Raw genomic sequence first — 21471 nt, 5'->3', positions numbered from 1 at the left:
TTTTTATGCTTATTTTTGAACTAAGTCAACCAGGTCGCACGGCAAAAGCGCAAATTCCACCCCATTTACAGCCGTTTAAGTATTCTTCACTACCCGAAAATTTATTGCGTAAAACAGAAATTTCTTTACCTGAAGTTTCTGAATTACAAGTGGTACGTCATTTTACTCGCCTGTCACAAAAAAACTTCTCTATCGACACACATTTCTATCCACTTGGATCCTGTACGATGAAGTACAACCCACGTGGTGTACATCGTCTGGCATCATTACCTGCTTTTCTTAATCAACATCCTTTATTACTCGAAGAATATTGTCAAGGAACCTTACATTGTCTGTATGAATTTCAAGAAATTCTAAAAGCTATCACCGGTATGTGCGGTGTTTCTTTAACACCGATGGCAGGCGCACAAGGTGAATTTGCAGGTGTTGCCATGATTAAAGCCTACCACGCCTCACGCAATGATCATGACAGGACAGAATTTTTGATTCCCGATGCTGCACATGGTACCAATCCTGCTTCAGCAGTCATGTGTGGTTATAAAGTTCGTGAAATCCCCACTAACATTGAAGGTGATATTGATTTAGAAGCCTTGCAAGCCGCAGTAGGACCCCATACGGCGGGAATCATGTTAACCAATCCTTCGACTTTAGGAATCTTTGAAAGGCAAATCGAACAGATTGCCCACATTATCCATCGAGCTGGTGGGTTACTTTACTACGATGGCGCTAACCTCAATGCAATTTTAGGTAAAGTACGGCCTGGAGATATGGGGTTTGATGTCATGCATCTCAACTTGCATAAAACGTTTGCCACACCACATGGTGGCGGCGGTCCCGGTGCGGGACCTGTTGCTGTTGGAGGACGTCTTTTGCCCTTTCTACCCATACCCACGGTTGCTTTCGAACAAGATCGTTATCGATGGCTTAATTTAAAAGACCGACCACAAAGTATTGGTCGCTTATCCACGTTTATGGGAAATACAGGAATTCTTTTACGTGCTTATCTCTATGCTCGCTTATTAGGTCGTGATGGTTTAAAACGAATATCCGAATTCGCCACCTTGAATGCCAATTATTTACTTAAACGATTGCAACGGATTGGATATATTCCCGCTTTTCCACAACGGCGCGCCAGTCATGAATTTATTTTGACGTTAAAAGTCTTATCTAAGCAATTTAATGTCACCGCAATGGATGTCGGAAAACGTTTACTTGATTTTGGTTTTCATGCACCAACAACCTATTTTCCTTTACTCGTTCCAGAATGCTTATTGATAGAACCTACCGAAACAGAATCCAAACAAGAATTAGATCAGTTTATAACGGCTATGGAAAAAATTTTTATCGAAGCAAAAGAAAATCCAACGCATTTAAACAATGCGCCGCATCATTTAAGTCATCAACGTTTAGATGAGGTGAAGGCAGTACGAGACTTAGATCTTATCTGGGAAAGTTAATTTTCTTCGCAATAAAAACTTTCTCTTTTTACATTAGGTTTGATTAATTCATCCGATGAAATGAATTGTGTCGCCATGGCAATGGCTTCAGCATTTAAACTCACATTATGGACGCGCAAAAAATCCACACCCTGCACTGCCAACTGGTAGGACACTATCGCTGTCTCAAAATCTCTGTCTGGAAAAGCCTTTTCTGTTATTAAGCTTAAAAAAGATTTTCGTGAATGACCTACTAACAAGGGACAGTTTAAACGACGGAATTGCTCGATATTTTTTAACAAAAAAATGGATTGTTGCGATGTTTTACCAAAACCTATACCCATATCAAAAATGAATTGATTGGCATCGACACCAGCATCTAGTAATTCGTCGAAACGTTGCTCGGTCCAATCTATTATTTGTTCACAGATATTAGGGTACGAAGCGAGTACGACATTTTTCTGGGCTGGAACGCCAAGGTTATGCATGACGACACATTTCACCGAGCTACCCGCTACCAATGCACGCATGTTAGGATCAATAAATCCACTCACATCATTAATCCAGTCAATACCCAACTGCATCGCTCTTTCTGCTACGATAGCATGCCGTGTATCGATACTAATCTTTGGCTTAAATGCCCATTGTTTGCACTGCTCTTTTAAGGTGGTTAAAACAGGCTTTAATAGTGCCCACTCCGTTTCTGGTAAAATGGGCGTTGCGCCTGGCCGAGTCGATTCGGCCCCTATATCCAACACTTCAGCTCCTTCACGTACCAATTTTTCCGCTTGGGCCAGCGCATTAGGTAGGGTTACAAATTTACCTCCATCAGAAAAAGAATCCGGTGTTATATTTAATATTCCCACTAAGGCGCTTCCTTCTAAACGATGCGGAAGTTGTTTCGTCCCACAAGGTGCTTTATCACCGCTATAACGCGAACCCCAACGCTGTAATATATCAGCAAATTCTGCTGTTGGATGTTGCCAATCTGGCCATACATCAAGCAAAGGCCATAAAGCAAAAGGTCTAGATAATAGTTCTGTGTGTGGTATTTTTAGACCAGTCTGATCAATCACACAATTACCCCAAGCCAAAATATCAATGTCGATAATTCTTGGCGCCCAACGTTGATTTTCTTCCCTACCCAGCTGTCCCTCAATCTGTTTAATAAGCTTAAGCACCTCTAACGGAGATAACTCTGTTTTACAAGCCACTGCTAGATTTAAAAAAGGTCTATTCCAAGCCACAGGTGCATAGGCCGGTAGTAGTGCTGATGAACTATAAAGAGGAGAAATTTGACTAGGTGCAATCGTCCGTGTTTTTTGTAATAATTGCAACGCTAAGCGTAAGTTATTAAAACTATCGCCTAAGTTTGTACCTAAACTGAGTATTAGCATATTTTTTGCCTTAAAGGGCTTGCCTTTTCGACGTTAAAGGTTTATAGGTTTATCTTAATTAGGTATATAATAAAATTATTACTTTCCCAAGAGGTCAAGCGCAGCTATGGATTTCGAACAACAACAATCCCGTTTACGAGAGCTTATTGCACATGGTAAAAAGCAAGGATTTGTCACTTACGCTGAAATCAATGACCATCTGTTGGAAGATATTATCTCTGAAGCTGAGCAAGAGCAACTGCAGCTTGATGAAATTATCTTGATGCTCAATGATATCGGCATACCTGTTTATGAAGTTCCACCTGACATGGAAACCTTACTCTCTTCGAGTATCGCTAATAACTCATCAGAAGAAGAGAGTAGCTCAGAAAACACGAATATTCTCAGTAATATCGCAGCTGAATTAGGCCGGACAACCGATCCGGTACGAATGTATATGCGTGAAATGGGCACCGTTGAATTGCTCACACGCGAAGGCGAAATTAAACTGGCCAAACGTATTGAAGAAGGTTTACAAGCGATACTCGCTGCCCTCACTCAATATCCAGAAAATGTTTTTGATATACTGAGTGATTATGCGCGTTATGAACAACAAGAAATCCGCCTAAATGACATTATTAGTGGATTTCTCGATCTGGAAGAATTATCCATACCGCTCGAATTACCACCCGGAAAAAATAGTCCCGTTGAAGCTGAAACAGAGGATGAAAGTTTTAGCGAAGATAAAAGCACTGAGGATAAAAATACTGATGATGATAGCGACGACATCAAAGCTAAAATCAGTACAACAGATGACGATGAAGGATTTAATGAGCTAGATGGTGGACCCGATCCAGAATTAGCGCATACTCGTTTTGCCGAATTAAAAGCACTCTATGAAGCGTATATTACGACGCAAAAAAAACAAGGTCGCCATGATAAAAAAACATTAAAACAGGCTACCTTATTAGCCGACGCATTTACTAAATTTAAATTAATTCCACGCCAGCTTGATAAATTGACGCGAAAAATGCGTGATCTATTAGAAAAAATTCGAATTCAAGAACGTGTCATCATGCGTTTATGTATTAATGAAGCCAAAATGCCGCGCCAACTTTTCATTAGTACTTTTCCAAAAAACGAGACCAATGAAAATTTTCTCAAAAAACATGTCAATGCTAAAAAAAATTATTCACAAGCTCTAAAATCTTTGCATATTCCTATCACCGCGGCACAAAACAAGTTGCGTGAATTAGAAAAAACTATTGGTATGACAATAGCTGAAATCAAAGAAATCAATCGACAAATGTCAGCTGGCGAAGCGAAAGCGCGACGTGCAAAAAAAGAAATGGTTGAAGCCAATCTACGACTTGTTATTTCTATCGCCAAAAAATATACCAACCGTGGTTTACAATTTCTCGACTTAATTCAAGAAGGTAATATTGGCCTAATGAAAGCCGTTGATAAATTTGAATATCGGCGCGGTTATAAATTTTCAACCTATGCCACTTGGTGGATACGACAAGCCATCACCCGATCCATTGCCGATCAAGCACGAACTATCCGTATTCCGGTGCATATGATTGAAACGATTAATAAATTAAATCGTATTTCACGTCAAATATTACAAGCAACGGGTAAAGAACCCTCACCTGAAGATCTCAGTAAAAAAATGGGGTTACCGGAAGATAAAATCCGTAAAATACTTAAGATTGCAAAAGAACCTATTTCCATGGAAACACCGATTGGCGATGAAGATGGTGATTCTCATTTAGGTGACTTTATCGAAGACGCAACCGCCTTATCACCCATCGATGCCGCTACCATCGAAGGTCTACGTGAAACAGCACAAAGAGTGCTGGCATCGCTCACACCGCGTGAAGCAAAAGTATTACGCATGCGCTTTGGTATTGATATGAATACCGATCACACTTTGGAAGAAGTGGGTAAACAATTTGATGTGACTCGTGAACGTATTCGACAAATTGAGGCTAAGGCATTACGTAAATTACGTCATCCTACCCGATCAGAACCCTTGCGTAGCTTTCTTGATCAAGAATAAGGTATTGATATTCATAACCAATACCTTTTTATTTATGAACGCATCAAGATTTAGCTGTAGGCGATAACTGTGCTGTTTTTTGCTCAAGTTGTTCTACAGAATGATTCTTTGAGAAAAAATTTCCAACATATTTACCCGCTGTCGCAAGGTCGCTACCAATATTACGCATTACAGGACCCACGACGGGTATTTGACTTACGACATGAAAAAGCACTAAGCCTCCCACTATCACACCATTCAAACTATTAACCGTTGCTTCATTACTTGTTTCCGAAGGTAAAGATGCTTCTCGAATAATAAGTGAATGTACCTCATCAGGCGGATTAACCTCTGTAAAAATTAAAGGTAACCTCGCTTTTTGGGAATTTTCATCCGGAAAAACACCCTCTTCTGATGACTGTAAGCTTTGCAATATAGCATAGGTATCTATCTCGGATTCGGTCCTCTTGTTTCGATTCACTCTCTCAGTACCATTAACCCATTCATCAAAACCACCTCGCTGATCCATGATATGGACAGTAAGCCTTTTTTGAATAGTTTCATTTTTAACTCTATTTATAACCTCGACGGGTAATCTAACGGATGTATCATTGGTATAAAGTGCATAATTAGCTAAGCGTAAATTAATAGTCCAAGGAACCACTCTACGCTGCTCACGTACATAAGAAGAATTTTCAAGTATTTCATGTTTTATTGCCGCAACATCATTTTCATTTAACGCTCGACATAATTTAGGACCGATTAAATTAGGATTGGAATAGCACAAAATAACTAAACTAAGCAACTCTCGAGGTTCAAATTCTCGATCTTTCAATTGTGGATACCCTCGCTGCCCAAACTTATCTCTTACTTTTTTAGCTTTAACAAGCATTTCTGAAGCATCAATGTTATGAATGGATGGTATCGAATTATATTGACTAAGCACGGTTAACCAATTTGCTGCTTGATTATTTGCTAGTTTCTCAATTAATTGATTAATACTTAAATTTGTTAAATTTTTACTAGCCATTAAATTAATAACTTCTTTCAGTTCATTTTCTTCATTGGATGGCAAGGTAATCCATAATATTTCACTCATAAAATTACTCCTTTTCAATTATTGATTAAATAAACTAACATGTCTAAAATTTATTTACAAATAGAATAAATTGATTTTAATAAGATTTAAATTTTTTAAAAAATACAAAAAAATTGACTCGACCTCTATAAAAAAATAAAAATAAATAGATAATTTCAAAATTAGATCCGTGTGTAATGAAAATGATTGTCAATAATTGATTATTTAAAGGAGCTCGAAATGAAACTATTCTATAGTCCCGGCGCTTGTTCGCTATCCCCTCACATCGTGTTACGAGAAACAAAACAAGCATTTACGTTAGAAAAAGTGGATTTAATGCAAAAAAAGACGGAATCTGGGAAAAATTATCTAACCATCAATCCCAAAGGACAAGTTCCCGCACTATTATTAGACGATGGCAACTTGCTGACTGAAGGTGTCGCCATCGTGTTATATCTGGCAGATAAGATGCCACACTCCCATCTGATTGCGCCTACTGATAACTTATCACGTTATCAAACCATCGCATGGCTTACCTATATTTCTTCCGAGCTCCATAAAAGCTTTAGTCCTCTGTTTAACTCGAAAACACCAGAGAAATATAAGGCAATCCTACGAGAAAAACTGAAGGCACAATTCAACTATTTAGATGAAGTTTTAAAAAAGGACGAATACCTGCAAGGAAACCATTTTACTGTAGCGGATGCTTATCTATTTACTATTTTACGTTGGGCATTTGCCATGAAATTTGATCTCAATCAATATAAACACTTAATGATTTATTTCGATCGCATTGCAAAACGACCGTCGGTACAAGCTGCACTAGCCGCAGAAAATATAAATAAACAATAAATAGATAACTTTAACAAATCAAATAGCGATCTTGTTAATACTAAAGAGCTATCTCTCTAGCTATTTACAAAAATGATCCAAATGCAATGCCTAATCTTTGTAAAATTCTATCTATAAAAACTTTTTTCTAGTCTTTCAATACTCAAGAAGAGAATTAATTTTTTTTATAAATACAAGATAATGTAAGCAACTTTTTTTATAATAATAAGTATAATAAATTTTTACTAAATTAATATAAAAATGGAGTTAGACATGACACAAAATATACAAATTAAATACTTAGAAACACAGCAAGTAATTGAAGGATTTGGTTGCTTTGGTGGACGAGAAATACCTTTTTTTCGAGATGCTAGACGTGATGACATCATGAAAGCTTTGTTCCAGGACTTGCAATTTTCTATTGTGAGAACAGAAGTTCACCCAAACTTTTCAACGCAACCCGGTGAAAGAAATTTCAACATGGATGCTAATTTAGATATTCCTCCCAATGACCCTTATTTTGATAATCCTGATCAAGCGGAAGTCGAACGTCGCTCCCAACTTTGGATATTGAAAACTGTCAAACAACAGTATCCTCATATAAAAATAGTTCCCAGTGTGTGGAGCCCACCCTACTACATGAAAACGGCTTTAAAAAAATTATCCAAAGATTATTATGCAGAATTTGCTAATTTTTTAGCTGATTATATCGAAGCCTATCAGACAGCAGGCATTCCCATTTTTGCCATGTCACCACAAAATGAACCCGAAAACATTATCTCGCCATGGGATGTTTGTCTTTGGCTTCCTTCGGATACCGCTTCTTTTGTAGAAAAATATATGAAACCCATTTTTCAACAACGCAATCTAGATACAAAAATTATGGTAGGAGAATCCGCTAATTGGGGATTCAATAGCATCACACTCAATTTAGTCTCTTGGTTTATGAAAGATAAAAAAAATGTGGATATCTTAGCGAGTCATGCTTATTCAATACCCAGTCTTAAAGGCACAGTCAGTTACGATACCAATCCGCTTGGCCAATTACCCTCAGGGTATCAATCCGCTTGGATTACTGAATCTTGTGCAACGACACCGTTTGACCCCAGTATGACATTAGGTTTGCAAGCAGCTATTTGTTTGCATAAATTTTTAGCTGTCAAAGAGGTTAATGCCTTTATTTTTTGGCTAGGTATGATAAGAGGAAATAATAATGAAGCGTTAATTTCTTCCAATGGAGTAGGTAATTATCAGCTAACTAAAGTCTATGATGTTATGGGCAATTATTCGAGATATGTCAAAGAAGGCTATCGTCGTATCACAACGAATAGTGCTGCACTTGCTTCTAGTCTTTATGTATCTGCTTTTAAAGCGACTGATACCGATCATTTAAGCATTGTAATAATTAATGCGAGTGATGATCAAGTTCCTGCTTCAATACATTTGGAACAAGCACCTTTGTCGATACAAACACTAACACCCTATACTACTCCAACTGAATTAGGGGTTCGTTGGCAAGCAGGAGAAGCGATTCATCTTGTTGGTGGAAAATTCAATACTCATTTACTTCCTAGTTCGGTGACAACATTCACCTCCTCAAGCTAATAACAGAATAGAACTCAATATAAACTAACAATAAATTATTATTTTTTAAGTTGATTGGTTCGGTTCAGTGCAGGTTTTTTACGTATAAACTTAGACACCCGTCAAAACCTGCACGAACCATCGCGAGGTCGCAAGAAAAAATAGGTAGTTATATGATTATTACCAATAAGTACAAATACTTTACCTCGAAAATTAACATTAAGGATAACGTGTTATACTGTTAATTATTAGTAGATAATTAAAGCCCTAAAAATAATAAGGAGTTTCCTATATGCCATGGCCGCCCAAACTTTCTAATCCAGTATTAGAGTCGCACACTGTTCCACTAGAACTGTTAGAATTACTTAGACGAACTAACCTTAATCATAACGTTAATCTAGTTAGTAATGATGAAGAAGCATTGTATGCCGCGTCCTATAAAGGGCATGTTAACAAAGTAAAGCGACTTATAAAGAATGGAGCTAACGTTAATTTAGTTAACCCCCATAATGGAGAAACACCTCTATATGCCGCATGTTGTAAAGGCCATACTGAGATAGTAAAGCGACTTATAAAGAATGGAGCTAACGTTAATTTAGTTAACCCCCATAATGGAGAAACACCTCTATATGCCGCATGTTGTAAAGGCCATACTGAGATAGTAAAGCGACTTATAAAGAATGGAGCTAACGTTAATTTAGTTAACCCCCATAATGGAGAAACACCTCTATATGCCGCATGTTGTAAAGGCCATACTGAGATAGTAAAGAAACTTATAAACCATGGGGCTATTCTTGATTTAGCGAGTAACAATGAAAAAACAACACCCCTCTATCAAGCCTCTAAAAAAGGTCACTCCGAAATAGTAAAATTACTGATAGAAAATGGAGCTGACGTTAATCTAGCTGACCAAAATGGCGCAACACCACTGGATTGTGCGTATTTTAAAGGCCATAATGAGATAATAGAGTTATTTATAAAAAATGAAACTACTTCTAGCAAGAGTAAAGAAGGACTATTCTACACATCCTGCTTAACAGGTAAAACTGAGATCGTAAAGTTATTTATAACGCATGGAGTTAACCTTAATCCAGAAAATAATATTCTCGGAACACCTCTAACCTGGGCGTGTTCAACAGGTCATACTGAAACAGTAAAATTACTGATAGAAAATGGAGCTATTGTTGATGTGGTTGACTATGGGGAAACATTACTGTACGCCGCGTGTTCAAAAGGCCACACCGAAATAGTAAAATTACTGATAGAAAATGGAGCTATTGTTGATGTGGTTGACTATGGGGAAACATTACTGTACGCCGCGTGTTCAAAAGGCCACACCGAAATAGTAAAATTACTGATAGAAAATGGGGCAATTGTAAATTTACTCAGTAGCAATGAAAAAACAACACCCCTCTATCAAGCCTCTAAAAAGGGCTACACAGAAATAGTAAAATTACTGATAGAAAATGGCGCTGACATTAACCTAGCTGACCAACCTGATAGAACACCGCTGTATTGTGCGTATTTTAAAGGTCATAATGAAATAGTAGAGTTATTTTTAGAAAATAAAGCGACTACTCGCGAAAGTAAAGAAAACTTATTGTTCTTGTCATGTTCAAAAGGTAATTATGAGGTAGTAAAATTGCTCATAAAGCATAGAGTTGAGGTTAATTTAGATAATGAGAGTGATGGAACACCATTGGGTTTGGCCTGTTCAGAAGGTCATACTGAAATAGTAAAACTACTTATTGAAAATGACGCTAACGTTAATGCAATTAACAATTATGGAGCAACGCCATTATATTGGGCTTGTTCAGAAAGCCATACTGAAATTGTAAGATTACTTGCAGATGCAGGGGCTAACGTTAATTTACCTGATAGTCGTGGAGTAACATTCCTCTATAGCGCCTGTTCAAACGATCAAACCGAAGTAGTTAATCTATTAACAAATAAGGGGGCAAAAGTTAATTTAGCAAGTAATAGCGGAAGGACACCCCTTTATCATGCGTCTAAAAAAGGTAATCCTAAAATAGTAAAACGTCTTATAAACTATGGAGCTAATGTTGGTGCCGCTAGCAATAGCGGTAGAACACCACTCTGCCGTGCACATTTAGAAGGTCATAGAGAGATAGTAGAATTACTGATTTATAGTGCAATGCTTCAAAATATAGACGAAGAAACACCCCGCTTCATACAACAAAATGAAAAATTATCCGCTGTTTGGGATACATTAAGTAAAATTGAAGCCATAAAAAAAATAAAAAAACTAAGATTCTCTTTCTACGATTTAACCGAAAAAGATACCGATATTTTAGCGAGATCTATTAAGAATAGAGATCTAGAGTTTTTGAGAGAACAGCTATTTCCTGACTATACGGACGGGTTGAAAAAAAAATTAGAAGAGATTTATTTGCATAAAAAAGAAAGAAATGAAACGATAGACTCACTTCTATCCAATTCATGCCTTAAATATAATATGTTTTCTTCGGCCTTTAAACAGAACAGAAATCAAACGGTACAGCTAAATGAAAATGTCGCAAGAGAGATCTTAGAGCACTTGGAGACTAAAGAGCTAGGAGTACTTACTGAAGCAGTTAATGTGCCTTCTTCTTTCAAAAACTCATAAACCCAAAAAGTCGATTAAACCAAAGCAAAAGGGTTTACAAGGAATCAATCTATAGGCGGCGACACGAACACAAGATAGGGTTGAGTTTGAACAAAGCAACGCAAAGAGGGAAGAACGAATAGAAAAAACAATGGACTTGCTTAGATTACAACAGCAGTCAACTCCATTCCATTGGATCATTCTATGCCCTCCAACAATCCTGGCTTCTTTAATTTTCTATGATCGAACTGAAACAAAATAACCGCAGCCAAATCCTTTAGGTCTAAATCGTAAAAGCCATAAACCAAGGTATTGGGTAAAATAAGTTCAGAGAGATAATTCGTTTATTTTCTTCGAGATTTTGTATTTCTCTAGAAAAATATAATCGTTCATGCTGTACGGTAATGACAGAGTAATATTCTTGCTGAATTAAAAACTCAGGCATACCGGCTTTACGATCTTCTTCGATCATCTCATCAGTGATATACCGCTGACCTTTTTAATCTTTTAAACTGTCCACACTTTCAATACGCCAAATCTAAGCCGAATTAGTTTTAAGATTGTAAATAACGATACGCATGATTTATGCCATTGAAGTAATTTGTAAAATAAACCACCCTGATTTTGCCGAAAAACGGGCATGAGGATGTGCAATACTCTCGGATCAGAAAAGAAAATCGCTAAAGCATACTTTTCTTCATCCGGCATTGACCCCCACATCGCGGTTTCTAAATTAATTTCAGACATAAAAACAACCTGATAAACAAAAAGAACTTTATTTATCAGGTTGGCCAAGGAAAGGACTGATAAGACCCATCAACTTAAGAATCGAAAAGAAGTTTTACTGAAGCTTAAGTCGATAGATCATTATAATTATCACGAAAAACAAGACAATTTACATCCTATGGGAATGAATCGGTTAATAAAGTTTTAAGAATAAATAGCTATATTATGGAAATCTATTGAAAAGGGTAGTTTTTCTATGACAGATATAATGATACGACTTGATGAGGTACTAAAATTGCTTTCATTTGGAGATTTTCCAAATAAACAGGAATTATTCAAGGCATTTGAAAACCTTAAAAAAATATTTAACTATCCTGTTTCTTCTGAATCTTTTCCAGAAATTATTAGCGCATTAAAGAGCAATCTATTTTATCGGCAATTTGAGCTTGATGGTGATCCAGAATTCTTGAAAGCACTTGTCAATAAAATTCATAATTTTGAAGTCATTGAAAAAATTCTTTTGGCACCTTCGAAAATAAATTATTCTCAGACTGAAGAAATAGTTTTGAAACAGCGTCGTAACATGCTTTTTTCACTAGCTCTTGTGGAGAAAGATTTAAAAGAATTGGGAATCTCTGGCAACGAAAACCAGCCTGATCTCGACGATTTTTTTGACGTTTATTTTGATAATCTAGAAGAACTAAAGAAAATGACTTCTTCTAAATCTATTTCGATTGATAATATAGATTGGTTTTTGAGGTCAGATCTTTTTGAACTGGTATTAGAAAATTCCGATTATTTTGATGTAAAATTAACTGATTTATATGAAATTCTTTTAGAAAATACTGAAATTAAAACTAAAAAGGACTTTATTACGCATAAACAATTATTAGAAAAAGTCCTGAACGAAAACAATTATAAAGAATTTTACAATATTTTAAGCAAAAATAAAAAACAGCTATCACAGAACTTAAGAACTTATCATAATATTCCGATAGCTATCAATAGCCATAATATTTTCAAAAAAATCCCTAATTTAAAACTTTCTCCTATGACTAAAAAAGCACTTATTAATAGTTTGAAGAATTATAAAGATTCTCCTTATGTAAGCTTTAAATGTTAATATTCAAACTTTATTTTAGCGACTTCCTGGGCGAGGTTTAAATGTGGCGATTTAGTAAAAGCAATGGAATAACAAAAGGGTTTCATCTCGTAAAATGAAATTGATTCAACGTCGCGCTTATGGCTTTAAAAATTTTGAAAACTACCGCTTAAGAGTTAAAGTTCTATGTGCTTAATTTGCCCCCTAAAGTGGGAAAGACCTAAAAACATTTGAAAGTAGTGTCAGTGTTTGATTATACTGGTGGGCCCACTAGGACTTGAACCTAGGACCAACGGATTATGAGTCCGCTGCTCTAACCAACTGAGCTATGGGCCCTTCACAAGAAAGGAGCCGAATTGTAGCTAATTTAAACACGATTAGCAATTTCGTTTTGAGTCTATTATGAAGCATGTACCAGTTTTGTACCAGCTACACGTTCTGCTGCATTCTGGAGATGATCGCTACTTAGATGAGCATAACGCTCTACCATGTCCAATGATGACCATTCCCCCATTTTCTGCACCTCATACAAAGAAGTCCCATTTTGCACATGCCAAGATGCCAAGTATGACGTAAATCATGCCAACGGAAATTATCAATCCCCGCTCTGTTAAGTGCATTACGCCATGCCTTCGTATTGCATTGCTTTAGCTGACACTTATCATCCTTAAGGCTACGTTTATGAATGGATTCCCTTAATCATCTTAAGGCAGCTTCTTGCCATAGGCGCTCTGGCTTTTCACTAACTGACATTGCCGCCAAACATCCGCTTTTAATCGATCATGCAGTTCCTATGCTTCTTGCTTGTTTGAAGTCCCAGTAGAACGCTGTACTTTTTTTTCATCGTGTGAAAATCTGATCCACCAGATATTGTTTCTTTTACAGAGTGCCCTATTTTTTCTCTCCTATTGTTAGAGACACCCTGTGATACTTTGCAGGGTTCATCGTAAAGCGAACGAAGATAATTAACAAAATCCTCTTCTAAAAAACACCAATACTTTCCTGGCTTACCTGCGGAAATCTTTTTACTGGCTGCTAATCTTCTAAGTCCTCTGTTTTTATATCGGTAAATAAATTACTAAATGTCTGGAAACAAAAAGCGGAAGATGATCTTGAAGCTACCCCGACAGAAACTGTGCCAACCGGTTTGTTGATTAATTATCTTTTAAATCCCAACATCAATCTTTCGGAGAGGTAGATGACTTTTTCAGATTATGCTGAACAAGTTTCAAAGGCTAATAATGATGAGTCAATCCCACAGCAAAAAATATTGTTATCAAATATTATGATGACTAATAATTCTGTGGCTAACTAAGAACAAAAAAACTGGCATTGGTCTTCGTTTGAAGTTTTTTAGCCACTATTTTTCAACTTCAAGCACTAGCTATTTAATTTGGCGTGATGATGTTAAACATCGGAGCAAAAGTATCAAATAAACTCATAAATTCATCAAGCTTTTGCTTGTTGCCTTCTAATTTAATGTCACCTTCTGAAATAGCTTGCATAACATTTTTTTGTTTTAATGTCAGTTCATCAAAAATGTTTCTAGTAAGATTTAAAGTTGCATCAGCATCTTTAAATTTTTTATTCTGTGTATAGATTAAAACTGAATTTTCCATTTCTAATGCATAGGATTGTTTTTTATCGATTAAATTAAGGTTAATTCGAATTTTTTTACCTTCGGCTTTTTGGCTATTGAGTCTGATACCCATGTAATCCAGGTACATTTCTAACGGCATCGCGCGTAGTGTATCTGCGCTAGCTGTCTCAGTTGTCTGAACATGAGGAACACCATGACGAAGTTCGTAAGCACCCATTAAGTATTCATTACGCCATGTTGCATTTTCGGTTTGATAACCCAATTGTTCAAATGCATCGGCTTCTAATTCACGTGCTGTCATATTACTTGGATTTGCAAAAACAACATGATTCATGACTTCGGCAACCCACCGGTATTGTCCTTTGCTATAATATTCTCGCGCTTTATGAATAACTGCATCCTCTCCTCCCATAAATTCAACATACAATTTACCGACTTCTACGGGGGGTAATTGATTAAGATGTGCAGGATTTGAATCATACCAACCTAAATAACGTTGAAAGACTGCCTTGGCATTATGGCTTACTGAGCCATAATAGCCACGGTTGTACCATTCATCAGATAAAGATTTAGGTAACTTCAGACTATTAGCGATTTCTGTCATAGTATAGCCTTGATTCATCATATGCAGTGTCTGATCATGAATATATTTATAAAGATCCCTTTGTTTGCTTAAAAAATTCACAATATTTGTGCTGCCCCACTTCGGCCAAGCATGTTGACCAAATACGACATCTGTTTGGATTCCAAACATTTCAATGGCGGTATTTAAAGTCTTCCACCAAGCAACGGCATCTCTGACTTGTGCTCCCCGCAAAGTATAAAGATTATGCATTGTTGGAATAGCGACGTCTGCTGTGCATAATGCGCGCTGTTTCGGAAAATAAATAATCATTTCGGCAGGGGCTTCAGCATTAGGTGCCATTTGAAAAATCATTTCTACACCGTCAATGATACGTTTTTCGCCAGTCTTAGTAATTGTATCTGTAGGTGGAATTAAGGTTACATCACCTAGAGACGAGGTTGTACCCAAAGCGCAACCTACTTGACCTTTTTCACTTTTAGGTAATAGTGGGCCATACATATAAGTTGCACGTCGACTCATCGCATTTCCAGCATAAACATTTTCACTCACCGCGGCTTCCAAGAAACCTTGCGGTGCAACTATTTTTACTTTGCCATTTGCAACATCTTCAGGCGTGGTTATGCCGCTTACGCCTCCATAGTGGTCCGCATGGCTATGTGTGTAAATAACTGCAACAACTGGTTTTTTAGGTCGGTATTGATAATACAATTCGAGCCCGGCTTTTGCAGTTTGTCTAGTTATAAGCGGATCAATGATTATAATTCCTTTATTACCTTCTATGATGCTCATGTTTGAGAGATCATATCCTCTCACCTGATATATATTGTCTTTAACTTGGTAAAGGCCATAATTCATGTTGAGTTTCGATATACGCCAGAGGCTTGGATTAACAGTAGAAGGGACTTGTGGTGCAGACAGTAAAAATGCGTAATTTTTCATTGACCAAATGATTCGGCCGTCAGAATCCTTGATTTCAAAATTTGGAACATTTCCAATGAAATTTTTCTTGGCATCTTCAAAATCTTTTTTGTTGTTAAAAGGAAGTTTATCTAAAAAAGATTGATTGATTGTTTTGGTAAATTGAGTAGCTGCTTTAGGAGTTAATTCATCTGCATGGATGCTAAAAGTAAAAAACAATAAACTATAAATAATTACTTTACGAATCATAGAGATGTTCCTCAATACAAAATGCTGAGTTAAGAAATTGCTCTTTTATCAGAGAAATTGTAAATTTAATGCCGTATAAATTTGTATTAACGGTTGCCCCACTCCATTATGTGAAATTGAAAATTGCGGTTCAATAAAAAAATTATAGACGATCTTTCCAACCTTGTTGATTTTTCCAAGGCCAAGGCTTAATGGGACAACATGGCTATTTGAAACAAAGTTGAAAGTCCAAATCGGAGCCGTTCTTAAATAGTAGCCTTTGCCTAATTGGTAAAATACAAAAGGTTGTATGGCAAGAATGCTTGTGTGTTCTCTTTTTTGGTTCCCAGAAAAATCTACTTGATAAGTCATTAGGCCACCAAATTGAATTTTTTTTGAATTGCCATTAAAGTAAACTATAGCTAATCCTCCTTGCCATTTACTGGCACCTAAAGTACTAGGACTCGCTGTGGGTGCTACTATCAAGGGCCCTAAACCAAAACTTATCGATGGGTTTCCTGTGTCCAATAAATATGCAGCGAAAATATTAAAATCACCTGTGCCTGTAGGATGAGCGAAATTTGTGGGAAAATTTTCAATTGGCATAGAAGCCCTAATTAAAAATTTTTTAACCGGTTGTGCATAACGTAACCAAAATGTATCTCCATTACTGTGAAATCCAGAAATGTCAGGATAGTAATAATTTTGAATATTAAATGCTTTAATGTTAGCAATCGGATTGTTGGCTTGAACAAAATCAGAACCTGGATTATCGGTTTGCACAGCATAAGCAGTATTTGTTAATAAGAGAAAAAATAAGGTTATTTTTCTACATAAAAATTTAATCAAGGTTAAGCACTCATAATTAATAAAAAAATATAGATCATTGATCTGATTTTATTTTAATTGAGCTGGAGATTGATATTGATTAATATAGCCTATCTCAAAAAATTGAGTAGTATATTTAACTAATACAAGCGGAATATTAATGAAAATCCAGCGGATGTTCAAGATATCTCTATATCTATTAAACACACGGACAATTTCAATTTTAGCGATTTTATAATAATTAGGTAATGACCATTTAAATGTCATTAAGCCAACGTGTTTATTAGTTAAGTCTTCTCGAGTATCTCAAAGAATAGGATTAACAACTAGGTTATCCATCGTGTTATACAGAGAATCGAGTAACTTTTACCGAAGGGAAGATGCAAAATTCTTTGCAGAATCCTCAGGAAATAAGACTATCAAAGTATCTTCAAACTCTGTGTGTACAAGTTATGTAGAAATACTTGCGTTAACTGCAGATTTAAAGTTAAAGCAGAAAAATCAAATTGTTTTTAAATATTTTCCGGAAGTATATTAGTGTCAGCTAAAAAGTTTCTAATAGTCAACAACTTCAAAATGCCGCGTTATGTTGATCTTCACTTTTTCTTTTTCCAAATTTTTTTATGATTTCTTTAAACTCAGCCCACGCTTAGTAAGCATGATGCCATTATTGCATTCAAATCTACAAAAAAACGCATCCAAGGTGACACAACAAATTTTTTAAACTGCTCAAAAACTATAAGAAATAATCCCCGTATTATAAGCTGTTGCTTAATCTCTTCTCCTCCAGACTCAAATCATCTTCATCATGGAGCGGGCCGGGTAAAAAAATGGGTGCTAGTTCCAGGTCTTTCTTGATCTTGCGAAGACATCGCTTCTTCTGACGAGTGATGCATTGTCATATTTTCTGTCCACAAATCGCTTAATCTTTCAATTTTTTCTTTCATTCTTGCAATTTTCGTATCCCACCACTCCACTTTCTCTTGCACTCCCTCTTGTTCTTGCGGTGCTCGCTTTGTGTCTAGCTTTGCCATAAATATTTCATGATTTTTTATCGCTTTTTCAACCTTAGCTTTGGTTTCTTCACTATTTTTTTCTAGCTTTGCCATAAATCTTTCATGATTTTTTATCGCTTTTTCAACCTTGGCTTTGGTTTCTTCACGATTACGTTGTAATTCTTCGCGATCACGTTTCATTTCGTCCCAAATATTTAGGCACCTTGATCCCCGCTTGGGAATACAATTCTTCAGTGTCTCTAAACCTTCTATCAGCGTTTTCCGTGAATTCTCTGAGAGTTGATTGAATTCTTTGCATAACTCCGTTCGGATTCGGATTAAATTATTGTTTCCCTTTGATTGGTCAGGATGAAACAACAAGACACTATTTCGAAAGACGCTTATTAAGCGGAGTTGTAGATCTTCTGAGCATTTTATGGCTTCCTCGCACTCAACTTTACCTTGCCGGGCTTGCTTGATCAGTTGTTGATAATCCTCTATCTGCGGAGTTATCATATCTCTTATATTATTGAGACTTTGTTCTAATAATATTTTTATCTCCGTATACCTTTCTTTCTCTAATAAGCTTGTTATCGCCTCTCGTTGCAAGCTAACCCAATCACCTAGCACTCTCATATTACCTAGATCTGTTCCAATAGAAGGTATCGTCCGCGTATTTCTTGTGCCGGCCGCAAGGCCTACGTGAACCAGTTCCTGGCTATCCGATACAGCACTAGGCTCTGCTACCCCATCGTTGTTAGCGCTAGTTTGTTCGGGAAAGAATGACCCTGATAGTAAATAATCACGCATAAGCTTAACCAACTCTTGAGATTCCTTTTTTATTCGACTTCGTACCGCCGGTAACTTTTTTAATTTTTTGTCCATACACTTTAAAAGTCTTTGCTCTGTTTTTTGTTCGTATTGACTTAATATCGATGTAAATCGATTTTGTAACCAATTTAAATCACCCGCATGTTGTTCTAACCTCTTCTCACATTGCTTTATATCTCGATCAAACCAAGCCAACAGATCTAAAAAGATAGCTCGTTCTTGTCCACTGCTTTTAGCAATAGAACCTGTATGGCCATGTTGTTTCTCCACTTCAGCAAAAGCAAGACAGCGTTGATAATAAGCATAGACCTTGCGCTTATTATTAATCGAAGTAAATAAACTCAACCACCACCGTTGCCAAAAGGGTTTTTTCCAATAATGTTGAAGCTCAGCGTGTAGTGCTTGCGGTTCTAAACCAAAGAACCGCAGACTACTTAAGCTCGCCTCATCTCGCTTCCACAGAGGGGATTCTTCACTTAATGTCGGAGTAATTAAAAAGACCGAACTCCATCTTTTATCACGCCACCATGACATCCAGGTAAAAGGTTTTTTCGCCAGGCGCTGCCCTATACCCTGCAATAAGCTATTTAACATGCTCTCCTTGAGTAACATTCTGACTCAATGACACTACCATCCAGAAAAAAATAAGCATTGCTTCTCGGTCTTTCTTCCGGCAGGGTATTCCGATTCATCATTCTACTTTGCTCCAGTAAATTATTTAGCTTTTCAATTTGATCGTCCTTCTCCATAAGCTTCAATTCCGTCTTCTCTTTCTCTCTCTCCATCCCTTCTATAAGGTTATTTATAGTCGCGTCTTTTTCCTGAAGAGCATTACTCTTTTTCGCTAGATCATTACGCTGTTCTGCTATGATCTTGGCCTGTTCTATAGGATCATTTGTTATTCCAGTGATCTTTCCTAATTCTATATCCAGTTTCTTTAATATAATCTGTATTGGGATATGTAGTTCGGATCCATTAGCAAAACCTAGTAACGCGCTTGAGGACCTCTCTATCATTTCGCGCACAATTTTCTGCATATGAGACAAGGAATCAGGGTTAGGTCTTTCTTGTCCATTCACGGTAGCTACTTGTATACTTTCATAGAGACCCAGCTGAAATCCTGCGTATTCTTCACCTCTTTTCTCGGAAGGAGGTTTAAGATCAAACATTTTTCGGCATAGATTGATGATATCTTTTGTAAAGGATAGGAAGCCTGGCAAATCATTTTTATGGATTAATATATCCCCATATTGACTGAGGTGGTCTATCAGTTCCTTCAAAACATCATGCAGCGCCGAGTGTTCACTGAAATGCCCTACGACTAACTCCATCAAACTCGAATTTTTTCTAATGTGAGCAAACAATAGTTTCTTTATAGCGCAGCGTCTCCTCCCTTGTAGCGCTCTCTTTAAAAAAGGTTCTTTATTAGGGGGTATTTCAAATAAGTTCACGTTAGCTTTAAGTAAAGCCTCTATGGCTTTTGCATTTTTTGTTTCCAATGCCTTTTCAAGTAAAAGATAACCCACTGTTTTTCCTTGCGTTGAAATGAATGTATCCAAATGCAATTGAAATAAGGCAGAATATTCTTTCACGTAAGCACTATAATCTCCATAGACCTTCGGGAATACATAGATTTCCTCTAGCCACATTTCTTTTTCACAATTTAATAGTGCCAACTCTCTTTGACTGCTTAACAAAAATTCAAAACATGTATTAAATCTCGATTTATGCCCTTCTTCTCCATAATCTAAGTTTCTTTTTTGTTGTATAACTCTAACTTCATTGACCTCGGCTAAAGCTTCGAGTGCTACATCCAGTAGCCTCTCTTGTGATAATTGTTCTTTTTTAAATCGTATCCAGCAAGGCTCCGATAAGCGCTGATTGATCTGATTATAAATTTCCATCAATGCCCAATTATCCACAGGCTCTGGTAGATTAATTTCCTTTATGCGGTAATTTTTATCCAGCAATTCTGATAAAGCAGAATAAGCCTCTGTATCAAGTGGTGTCGTTCCAAAATCTAAGTATTTCAAATTCGAATGTTCGATAAATACATGGCTTAGCTGTTTCCACTCATAACGATTAGATGACCAATCTAGTTCTAAGCTTAAAAATTCTAGCGCAGGAAGTAGATTTAATATCTTAATGAACGATTCTTGCGTTAACATTGCCGTTTTTATTGTTAATTTTACTAAAATATCTGAATAACTTTTAAATCCAGTAAAAAAATTTGGGTTTAAAGGTATAATTTTTTCATTTAAACAAGAATAAACTCTATTTAATTGGATGCTATCCCATATTTGGGAAAAATTTAATATTGTCAGTAAAAAGCTTTCGGCTGTCGCAATCCGTATGTTGTAAAGACTTTCTGGTGGCTCGCCAGGTTCAACTATTTCCGATGTATAATACGGGATTAACTCAACTTGGTTTAAATGAAATTGACGAGAAGGTAATTTAGAAATTCTTAAAAAATTATCTCTTATATAGTTTACAAGGGATTCAAGTTGTCTTAAATGCATGTGAGTATCATTTAAATGAAAACAACCATTTTTCCTAAATCGATCGAGTGCTTCACTGAATAGGGGCATTATTAAGTCCTTTTGTTGTTAATTCTCTTTACGTGTTTTATTACATTTTTTACTTTTTTAAAAAGTATAATTTATATTTTTAATATTGAATAGATCTAAAATTATACATTTAGTATAA

The 21471-nt window shown here is 36.4% G+C and carries 14 protein-coding genes, 1 tRNA gene and 2 pseudogenes; 7 read left to right on the top strand and 10 right to left on the bottom strand.

What is annotated here, in order from left to right; all coding sequences use genetic code 11:
* The first annotated feature begins 5 nt into the window (after nt 1–5).
* Nucleotides 6–1457, top strand: a complete 1452-nt coding sequence (gene gcvPB, locus ACICP9_RS01330) for an aminomethyl-transferring glycine dehydrogenase subunit GcvPB (RefSeq protein WP_395498226.1) — start codon at nt 6–8, stop codon at nt 1455–1457.
* On the opposite strand, the gene folP is transcribed toward gcvPB, so the two are convergent.
* A complete protein-coding gene (folP, locus tag ACICP9_RS01325) occupies nt 1454–2833 on the bottom strand; it encodes a dihydropteroate synthase (protein ID WP_395498224.1) in 1380 nt (459 codons plus the stop codon). The genes gcvPB and folP overlap by 4 nt on opposite strands.
* Nucleotides 2834–2939: 106 nt before the next feature.
* On the opposite strand from folP, the gene rpoD reads away from it, so the two are divergent.
* On the top strand, nt 2940–4874 hold the full coding sequence (gene rpoD, locus ACICP9_RS01320; RefSeq protein WP_395498222.1) for an RNA polymerase sigma factor RpoD: 1935 nt from the start codon (nt 2940–2942) through the stop codon (nt 4872–4874).
* A 43-nt stretch (nt 4875–4917) separates the two neighbouring features.
* On the opposite strand, the gene ACICP9_RS01315 is transcribed toward rpoD, so the two are convergent.
* Nucleotides 4918–5952, bottom strand: a complete 1035-nt coding sequence (locus ACICP9_RS01315) for a hypothetical protein (RefSeq protein ID WP_395498220.1) — start codon at nt 5950–5952, stop codon at nt 4918–4920.
* A gap of 219 nt (nt 5953–6171) precedes the next feature.
* Here ACICP9_RS01315 and gstA point away from each other — a divergent pair, with 219 nt between their 5' ends.
* From gstA to ACICP9_RS01300, 3 genes are all read left to right on the top strand, one after another.
* Nucleotides 6172–6783 (top strand): glutathione transferase GstA, encoded by a 612-nt coding sequence (gene gstA / locus ACICP9_RS01310; RefSeq protein ID WP_395498218.1) that lies wholly within the window; start codon nt 6172–6174, stop codon nt 6781–6783.
* Between the two features lie 252 nt (nt 6784–7035).
* Nucleotides 7036–8367 (top strand): hypothetical protein, encoded by a 1332-nt coding sequence (locus ACICP9_RS01305; protein WP_395498216.1) that lies wholly within the window; start codon nt 7036–7038, stop codon nt 8365–8367.
* 271 nt (nt 8368–8638) lie between these two features.
* Nucleotides 8639–10972: an ankyrin repeat domain-containing protein gene (locus ACICP9_RS01300; RefSeq protein WP_395498214.1), complete on the top strand. Its 2334-nt coding sequence runs from the start codon at nt 8639–8641 to the stop codon at nt 10970–10972.
* Nucleotides 10973–11234: 262 nt separating this feature from the next.
* Here ACICP9_RS01300 and ACICP9_RS01295 read toward each other — a convergent pair whose 3' ends face one another.
* A complete protein-coding gene (locus ACICP9_RS01295) occupies nt 11235–11423 on the bottom strand; it encodes a hypothetical protein (RefSeq protein ID WP_395498212.1) in 189 nt (62 codons plus the stop codon).
* Nucleotides 11424–11458: 35 nt separating this feature from the next.
* A complete protein-coding gene (locus ACICP9_RS01290) occupies nt 11459–11698 on the bottom strand; it encodes a hypothetical protein (RefSeq protein ID WP_395498210.1) in 240 nt (79 codons plus the stop codon).
* 235 nt (nt 11699–11933) lie between these two features.
* Here ACICP9_RS01290 and ACICP9_RS01285 point away from each other — a divergent pair, with 235 nt between their 5' ends.
* Nucleotides 11934–12800 carry a hypothetical protein gene (locus ACICP9_RS01285; protein WP_395498208.1) on the top strand — a complete coding sequence of 289 codons (867 nt, stop codon included), beginning with the start codon at nt 11934–11936 and terminating at the stop codon, nt 12798–12800.
* A 41-nt stretch (nt 12801–12841) separates the two neighbouring features.
* Nucleotides 12842–12975 (top strand): annotated as a pseudogene (locus ACICP9_RS01280) (transposase); the annotation flags it as partial.
* Nucleotides 12976–13038: 63 nt separating this feature from the next.
* Here ACICP9_RS01280 and ACICP9_RS01275 read toward each other — a convergent pair.
* The 6 genes and pseudogenes from ACICP9_RS01275 to ACICP9_RS01250 all read right to left on the bottom strand — a co-directional run bounded on the left by ACICP9_RS01275 (nt 13039) and on the right by ACICP9_RS01250 (nt 21353).
* Nucleotides 13039–13115 (bottom strand) — tRNA-Ile (locus ACICP9_RS01275).
* 64 nt (nt 13116–13179) lie between these two features.
* Nucleotides 13180–13424 (bottom strand): annotated as a pseudogene (locus ACICP9_RS01270) (tyrosine-type recombinase/integrase); the annotation flags it as partial.
* A 743-nt stretch (nt 13425–14167) separates the two neighbouring features.
* Nucleotides 14168–16132, bottom strand: coding sequence for an alkyl/aryl-sulfatase (locus ACICP9_RS01265; RefSeq protein WP_395498206.1), 1965 nt, complete (start codon nt 16130–16132; stop codon nt 14168–14170).
* A gap of 48 nt (nt 16133–16180) precedes the next feature.
* On the bottom strand, nt 16181–16960 hold the full coding sequence (locus tag ACICP9_RS01260) for a hypothetical protein (RefSeq protein WP_395498204.1): 780 nt from the start codon (nt 16958–16960) through the stop codon (nt 16181–16183).
* A 785-nt stretch (nt 16961–17745) separates the two neighbouring features.
* Entirely contained in the window at nt 17746–19359 is a 1614-nt protein-coding gene (locus ACICP9_RS01255; protein ID WP_395498202.1) for a hypothetical protein, read from the bottom strand.
* Nucleotides 19353–21353, bottom strand: a complete 2001-nt coding sequence (locus tag ACICP9_RS01250) for a hypothetical protein (protein WP_395498200.1) — start codon at nt 21351–21353, stop codon at nt 19353–19355. The genes ACICP9_RS01255 and ACICP9_RS01250 overlap by 7 nt, the downstream gene beginning before the upstream one ends.
* Nucleotides 21354–21471: the final 118 nt, after the last annotated feature.

Origin of the sequence: Rickettsiella endosymbiont of Litargus connexus (assembly GCF_964277335.1) — a bacterium.
GTDB lineage: Bacteria > Pseudomonadota > Gammaproteobacteria > Diplorickettsiales > Diplorickettsiaceae > Aquirickettsiella > Aquirickettsiella isopodorum.
This window is presented reverse-complemented; position numbering and strand designations above follow the sequence as displayed.